The sequence below is a fragment of the Methanobrevibacter sp. genome, from assembly GCF_045611865.1.
GTDB lineage: Archaea > Methanobacteriota > Methanobacteria > Methanobacteriales > Methanobacteriaceae > Methanocatella.
On record NZ_JAZKXX010000073.1, the window covers coordinates 1 to 7,184 of the forward strand.

Consider the following 7,184-nt stretch of genomic DNA (forward strand, 5'->3'; position numbering starts at 1 on the left):
GGAACAGTCATAATGCTTTCAATTCCATTTTCCATTATTTCTTCAAAAATGTTAGATGGTTTTGGAAAAAGTATGTATTCACTGTTATTCACTTGTATCAAAATTGGATTGATAACCTGTTTAATATATGTATTGAATAATATGCTGTCTAATGGCAGCTGTGTCCTTATTGGACTAACAATTGCTGAAATAATATTCGCAATTGTATATTATGTATTCTTAAGATACTTGTTCAATAATTTTGATGAAAAATATGAAAATAAAGATGTCGTTAAAACGTTCAAATCTGATAATGAACTCGAATTTTTGAAAGAAGATGCGAAAATCAAAGAGAATGGGGCGAAAAAAAATAAGACTCTAAAAAAAATACTGTTAAATATAGCATTAATAGCCCTGATAATTGGAGTAATATGGATTGTGCTTTCACCTATTTCAGTTAATAATTATCCTATATTCATAGGTGGAATAATTTGTTTAGCTATCTGTACAGTCAGCATCTATCTAATAACAAGATTAAATCGACCTATAATTTCTTTATTTGGATTTATTGCCTCTGCCATCATACTTTTCACATTCATGCATAGTTATGGTAATGAATCAATTCTTTGGTTTATCCTTGCTGAGATTTTTATAGTGTTTATTACCATAATTCTAAAACGCTAATCTGACACGGTCACACACATATTAATTGATGTGAAAAAATATTCTCAAAAAAAGTAAAGATGATTAAATGGATTAAGTCATCCATCCCTATCAATCTTTTTAAAAGCTAAAGGATATATGGCGAGCATTATAAAAATACATAGAGAATGCACAATACATTTAACTAGGTCGGTATTGCCTGCAAATTTCGGGATTAAGACAAAAAGCAATATAAACAATATGACTGCTCCAATAATCCTGACTATTGCATCCCTTCTGCTTTTAGGATTTTCGAAGTTAACATATTTTTCCTCAACAAGAAAACCTAATGAAATTCCCAAAGCCAATGCCACATACTTAATATAACTTATTTCAGGACAGAACAATACACCAACCAAAGACAAAGCGATAATAGTCAAATAGAGATATGCCCTATTTTCAATCTTGTCGTAAATACGAGACAATATCAATATTATCGCCAAAGCAATGATGAACCCTGCAATAGTATCAGTCGGAAAGTGAACGCCTAATCCAACCCTTGAAAGAGCAACAATCAAAACTCCAACCAATCCAATAACTATATATTGAATATTCCTGACGTATATCGGAATTGCCAAAAACAGGTTGGTTGCCATCATCGTATGTCCACTTGGAAGTGAATATCCCTGGATTTTAAAGTCAAGAGGATTCTGGTCAGCCACATCGGCACGAATGCACTTGATTGTATCAACAGCAGCATATGGCCTTAAACGTGCAACGGTCACCTTGACAAATTCGCAGCACACACCAGCCACACCCAACGAAAGCAATGTGAATTTACCCCAATCCTTGTTGTATGCCAAATAGATTAAAATGAATAACAATGCAAGGACATTTTTAGAGACAACCACTGCAATAACTTCAAAAAATCCTAATACGAAACCTGGAAGAGTACTTTGCAGGAATATTATCAGAGAAACTTCCCACGGAAAATAAAAAACTGTTTCAAACATACTATTGAATATATTTGACATTTAATAAAAAGATTACTAACGGAGAACTAATTAAAAAGGATTTTGCCAGTATACTATACAAAATATTTACTACTTTTAGCTCTCTAATTATAATATAAAACAAAGAAGTACATATTTTTATTACTTTTAAATTTACCCGATATTTCAAAAATTTTATTACTTGTTTTATATAAAAAATATAATAAATAATATAATGAGAATATTACTGGAAATAATGAAATCTTTTTTTTGATAATGTTTTTGAAATGGGATAATTCTTTCAATGCAAACATATTAAAACTCCCATGTCTTTTTATTTCGTTTAAATATTTTTTCATTATTTTTTTATTCCCATTATCTGAAATCCGGATTTTTGAAATATGTTTTTCACCTAATATTATTCACTTTTTGTGAATAAAAATTCACATTTTAGCAAAGTTTAAATAGTCCAAAATCATTGTTTTTATTATAGGCAAATGTGAAAATATTTGCATTCACAATAAAATTTCTTTGAAGTTAATTTTTTAAATTTGATTGATGGAGAGGATTTTCAATGGCGCGGAGCGATAAAACTTTGGAAGACATTTTGAATATTATTTTTTATGATAAACCCTCAACTCAAGATGAAATTGCCGAAAAATTAAAGATTAGTCGAAGATATGTTACTCAATTGCTTAAACCATTAATTGAAGAAGACATTGTCAAAAGGGCTTATGTCATCGATTTGAATAAATATGATGAAATTTATGGCTCTTCAGACCCTATCTTCAATATCAAACAGCATTCCGCATTTTTTTTAATTGAAAACATGCTAAACAGCATGAGCGAGCATGTTAAAGAACAGATCCAAATGTCTTTCGATGCCATTTTAACTAATGATAAGGACTTGGCAGAACAAGCTTTAAAACTGGATTTTACCACAAATAATATGTATGAAAAAGTTCGCGCATCTGTTGAAACTGTCGTTGATGTTGATCCCCATTCCAAACTTTCCAAGATTTTATTGTTCAGCGAAGCGGCATACAATTATGAACGCATTGGAGATTATTCAGGCCATATTGCCAAATTTGTCATTAATGAGAAGACTGCCGTAGACGATGAACTTTTAGATATATTAAAAAAAATGCATAAATATGCACAAAAATCTATTTCATATGCAACTGATGCTTTTATTAATGGGAATATTGACTCACGTGGAAATTTGATGGATACAGAAGAAAAAATTCATGAAACTCAACAAAAAGCCATGAATCTCATTGCCAACCAAATGGTTGAAACTTCTTTTGAGGATATTGAAATGTCCAATTATTATATTTACATATCCCGTGTAGTGAAATCATTCGAAAGAATGGGCGATATCTCAGTGGAAATTATGGATTTGGCTGCTGAATTCCATAAGGATATTCCAAGGCCAACAACTCCACGTTCATTTAGAGAAAAAATTTAAAAAGACAATGCCAAATTTCTTCTCAGGAGGAGATCTTATATCAAATAATAAACCGCAAGAAACGTTTAGAGGAAAAACTGACAGGGCTATTAAGAAACGACCCCCATGGAAGGAATACAACCTGCATATAGTTTGTTTTGTTCTGGTTGCCATTTCAATGGCCATTGGAGTTAAAGAGATTAGAATCACTGATACCATAAGTGTTTTATTATTGCCTTTAATATATGCCCTAATCATGGGTTTGGCTCTTTTTTTAGCAAAACCTATAAAATTTATAGGTAAAAAGCAATCAAAGGTAGCTGAAGGAGCAATGGTTTTATTTATAGGAGTTTTAATTGCTAAATTAGCTATTTCGAGCGGACAATCCATTGATATTATTTTTAATGTCGGCCCCGCCTTGATTTTACAACTTTTGGGGGATTTGGGCACTCTTATAGCATTGCCCGTTGCTTTGCTTTTAGGATTTAGAAGAGAAGTAATCGGTATGGCAAGTTCCATTTGCCGCGAACCTAACTTGGGAGTCATTATCGACAAGTATGGTTTCAAATCCCCTGAGACAAGGGGAGTTTTAGCCATTTTTGTTATAGGATCCATTATCGGCACTCCTTTTATCAGCTTTTTTTCAAGCATATGCATTTCGCTCATACCTTACCATCCATATGCCTTTGCAATGGCTTCAGGTATAGGAAGCGCAAGCATGAATGCTGCAGCATTGGTTCCATTGGTGCATATGTACCCTGCCATGGCTACCCAATTGGAGGCCTTTGCAGGATGCAGTAACATTCTTTCATTTTGTTTAGGCATTTACATGTGCATATTCATTTCCCTGCCTCTTGCAGAAAAATTGTATAAATGGTTATCTCCAATCATAGGTAAAGGTGAGGGGAGAACCATTGATGACGAATATGCTATTGAAGGAGTAAAAGATGATAAATATGCTACTTCTGAGGATTTAAGTTCTGGTAAGATTGAAAGATGGGTCACTTTCCTCGTACTTTTCTCAATCATCGTCACAGTTGGAAATTTCATAGGTTACCATACCCCTTTGCTTGATGTGTTCATCGGAATGCTAATCATTTCAATTATTACCCTTATCGGAATGTGCCTTGAGAGGATAATTCCATGGGATATCCCATCAATCATTTATATAAGTTTACTTGGTATTTTTTTAGCCATTCCTGGAGTTCCAACTTCAGACATTATAATAACTTATGTCTCTCAAATTGAATTAACTACAATCTGCACTGCATTTTTAGCATATGTCGGTATTGCAATCGGTAACGATTGGGAGGAATTTAAAAAGATTGGTTGGAAAGGAATCATTATAGCAATAATCGTAATTTCCGGAACTTACCTCGGTTCTGCAAGTATTGCAAATCTGGTCTTATTTGTAACAGGCATGATTTAACAAATCTATTTTTCATTATTTATATCATGTTAGTTTTCCATTATGCGAAATAGTAATATAATTTTTATATAATATATATAATTATGTATTTATTTTTACATTATCATTAATTTTTCTACAAGAGTTAGAATATTCCATTAAAAAACTTACAGTTCATAAAAATCATTTTTTTCATATTCCATCCACATTAATTTTATTACTTATTTTATATAAAAAATATGAAATGGTTATTATGGGAATTACTGATTATATTAAAACCAGATTATTGAATTTCCCCAATAAATTTTTAAAAGAATTTACACTGAATATAAAGCCAATATACTGAAAAAACTATACAAAATATAAACACCTGCTAAAAAAGACCAAATTAATTCCTTAAAAAAAGACTCAATTTTTAAAAATATCAACATATAATGCTTAATAAAATCATAAAATAAGTATATTAAGTTAATCAAGAATTAAACCAATATTAATGAATAATAAGTCAAATAAACCCCAAATAATATAGATTTTTTGTTGCCCGTATACTCTACAAAATATTTACTGCTTTTAGCTCTCAATTTATAATATTCAACTAAGAAGCATATATATTTTTATTACTTTTATTTGATTTTGAAAGATATAAGTTTTAACAGAACCAGAATATAGCTATGATGGTGTTTATTGCTTTTTACCGGAGCTAAATTTTTGATATGTAGGAAAAACTCGTTATTCATTGAGGAAGTGTTTTATGTGGCGCTTTCCCTTAAATATCTTAATCAAGTTTAAAAAACTTAACCCTCGAACCGACCGATAAATGGTCAGTTCTTAAATTTGACAAATCCATCTACTTCAAAACTAAAACCTGAATAGGGGGACAAGCCCCCGTTCCTCAAGCTTGACAAAACCATTATCGTTATGCAAATAGTATGGCCTTTCGCTTACGCTCGGACGGAACATAATGGAAAATATAATTAAACTAACTCATTGATTACAGATTTACGGAACCTATCAACAAGAGTCGTTTCCACACCTTAGTATTGCTCCCAATTCTATTCACCGACTTCCCGCACACACCTCCATCTGGTCGGTACAGGGTCGGCCTGGGTGAATTGGCTCGATTATAACATGGATATGGCAAGGTTGCTATGGTCCGGAATATATTAAACTGTGTTGTCCATTAAATTTATATACTTAACAAAAAGATATTTAATATCATGAATTATGTAGAAGAAGCAGTGCAATTATTTGAAGATGGTTATATGTGTTCACAAGCTGTCTTAGCGGTATTTTGTGAAGAGTTTGGACTTTCAAGAGAACAGGCATTTAAAATCAGCATATCATTTGGAGGCGGTATGCGTAAAGGAGAAGTTTGTGGAGCTTGCACTGGTGCTATAATGGCATTAGGTTTGAAATATGGTGAAAATAAAAGTAAAAGCGATGAAATGTGTGTGAAATTCTTAGATAGTTTTAAAAAAGAAAATGGATCATATATTTGCCGAGATTTACTTGATTGTGACATTCGAACTGAAGAAGGGATTAAATATGCAATTGATAACAATCTCTTCAAAGAAATCTGTCCAAAAATGGTTGAATCTGCAGCAAAGATTGCCCAAGAATTAATTTTATAAAAAATAGAAAATTATTCAGTTACTATTTTATTTAATTCTTTTTTAATGATTTCAACACATTGTTCTGATTCGTTATCTAAACGGAAAGGGTCTTTAGCAGATACTTTTTCATCTTTTAATATTTCTTCAACGTTAATTGTTTTATAAATATCAATTCCACGATTTTCAAGTATTTTAGTGACACAATTTCCCTGACACCCACAAATGGATATTATTGGAAATTTTTTAAGCATTTCATCATTAGTTCCTTCAATATCTGCTGATGTTGAACCCATACATATTGAAATCACATTTTCATTCTCTTTTTTACAATCTCCTGTTGCAACACGGGATACTAATCCATTTGGACTCATACCATTACATGGTGCTAAAGCATATTTCTTTGGCATATAATTCACCTATTAATTTAATTAATTTTCATTGGTTAAATAAATATCTTAAATGGTTGTGTCAATATCGCTATTATCTACATAATAGTTAATGTCAATTTAAATCAGTAGTTGCTCACAAGATTTAATTTCTGGCATGGGCATTCACATTAACATCTCCGGTTGTTAATGTGGGTTCTGTTTCAATCTCTGCATAATATCATAGGGTAAAGGAATTAGGTTCCAAATATTGAATCGTTAATGTTAATGTTAATATTACTTTTATTTATAAAGGTTTAAAATTAATAATAATACCTAAAAGTTTTTAAAACTATAAATATAGAGTTTAAAAATAAAATAAAACGTTTTAAAGCTGTAAAAATTTTGTTGCCCGTAAAACTTTATTAACAAATGATAATCACAAGAATAATTATTTACTTACCAAATTCTCAAAGAAAATTAAGAAAAATTTTTTCATAAAATAGTAATCATCAACCTTAATCATCAACCAACATACATTTTTTATTATTAATCAAAATTGTTTTTATCATAAAATAAGCAATTTAAAGAATTTTAAAAAATTAATCATCAACCAAAAAATATGTTAATCATCAACCACATACATAATAGCAATTAAGAAAAATAAGTTGATAATATGTTTGAACCTCAATTTACATATACCGATAAAATCGTGAATTATATTGCAGAAATCGCTTC

6 protein-coding genes are annotated in these 7,184 nt (G+C 30.8%); 4 read left to right on the forward strand and 2 right to left on the reverse strand.

Annotated features, from left to right (window positions below; all coding sequences use genetic code 11):
- A partial coding sequence (locus ACKI32_RS08670; protein WP_407415501.1) for a hypothetical protein occupies positions 1–663 on the forward strand: 663 nt, incomplete at its 5' end.
- Between the two features lie 77 nt (positions 664–740).
- Here the strand turns inward: ACKI32_RS08670 and ACKI32_RS08675 are convergent.
- Entirely contained in the window at positions 741–1,634 is an 894-nt protein-coding gene (locus tag ACKI32_RS08675) for a phosphatase PAP2 family protein (RefSeq protein ID WP_407415503.1), read from the reverse strand.
- A 553-nt stretch (positions 1,635–2,187) separates the two neighbouring features.
- On the opposite strand from ACKI32_RS08675, the gene ACKI32_RS08680 reads away from it, so the two are divergent.
- The 3 genes from ACKI32_RS08680 to ACKI32_RS08690 all read left to right on the forward strand — a co-directional run bounded on the left by ACKI32_RS08680 (position 2,188) and on the right by ACKI32_RS08690 (position 6,099).
- A complete protein-coding gene (locus ACKI32_RS08680) occupies positions 2,188–3,081 on the forward strand; it encodes a PhoU domain-containing protein (protein WP_407415505.1) in 894 nt (297 codons plus the stop codon).
- 7 nt (positions 3,082–3,088) lie between these two features.
- Complete coding sequence (locus ACKI32_RS08685) at positions 3,089–4,489, forward strand: DUF3100 domain-containing protein (RefSeq protein ID WP_407379840.1); 1,401 nt, start codon at positions 3,089–3,091, stop codon at positions 4,487–4,489.
- 1,196 nt (positions 4,490–5,685) lie between these two features.
- On the forward strand, positions 5,686–6,099 hold the full coding sequence (locus tag ACKI32_RS08690) for a C-GCAxxG-C-C family protein (protein WP_303736372.1): 414 nt from the start codon (positions 5,686–5,688) through the stop codon (positions 6,097–6,099).
- A gap of 11 nt (positions 6,100–6,110) precedes the next feature.
- Here ACKI32_RS08690 and ACKI32_RS08695 read toward each other — a convergent pair whose 3' ends face one another.
- Positions 6,111–6,488, reverse strand: a complete 378-nt coding sequence (locus tag ACKI32_RS08695; protein ID WP_149732881.1) for a putative zinc-binding protein — start codon at positions 6,486–6,488, stop codon at positions 6,111–6,113.
- Between the last annotated feature and the right edge of the window lie 696 nt (positions 6,489–7,184).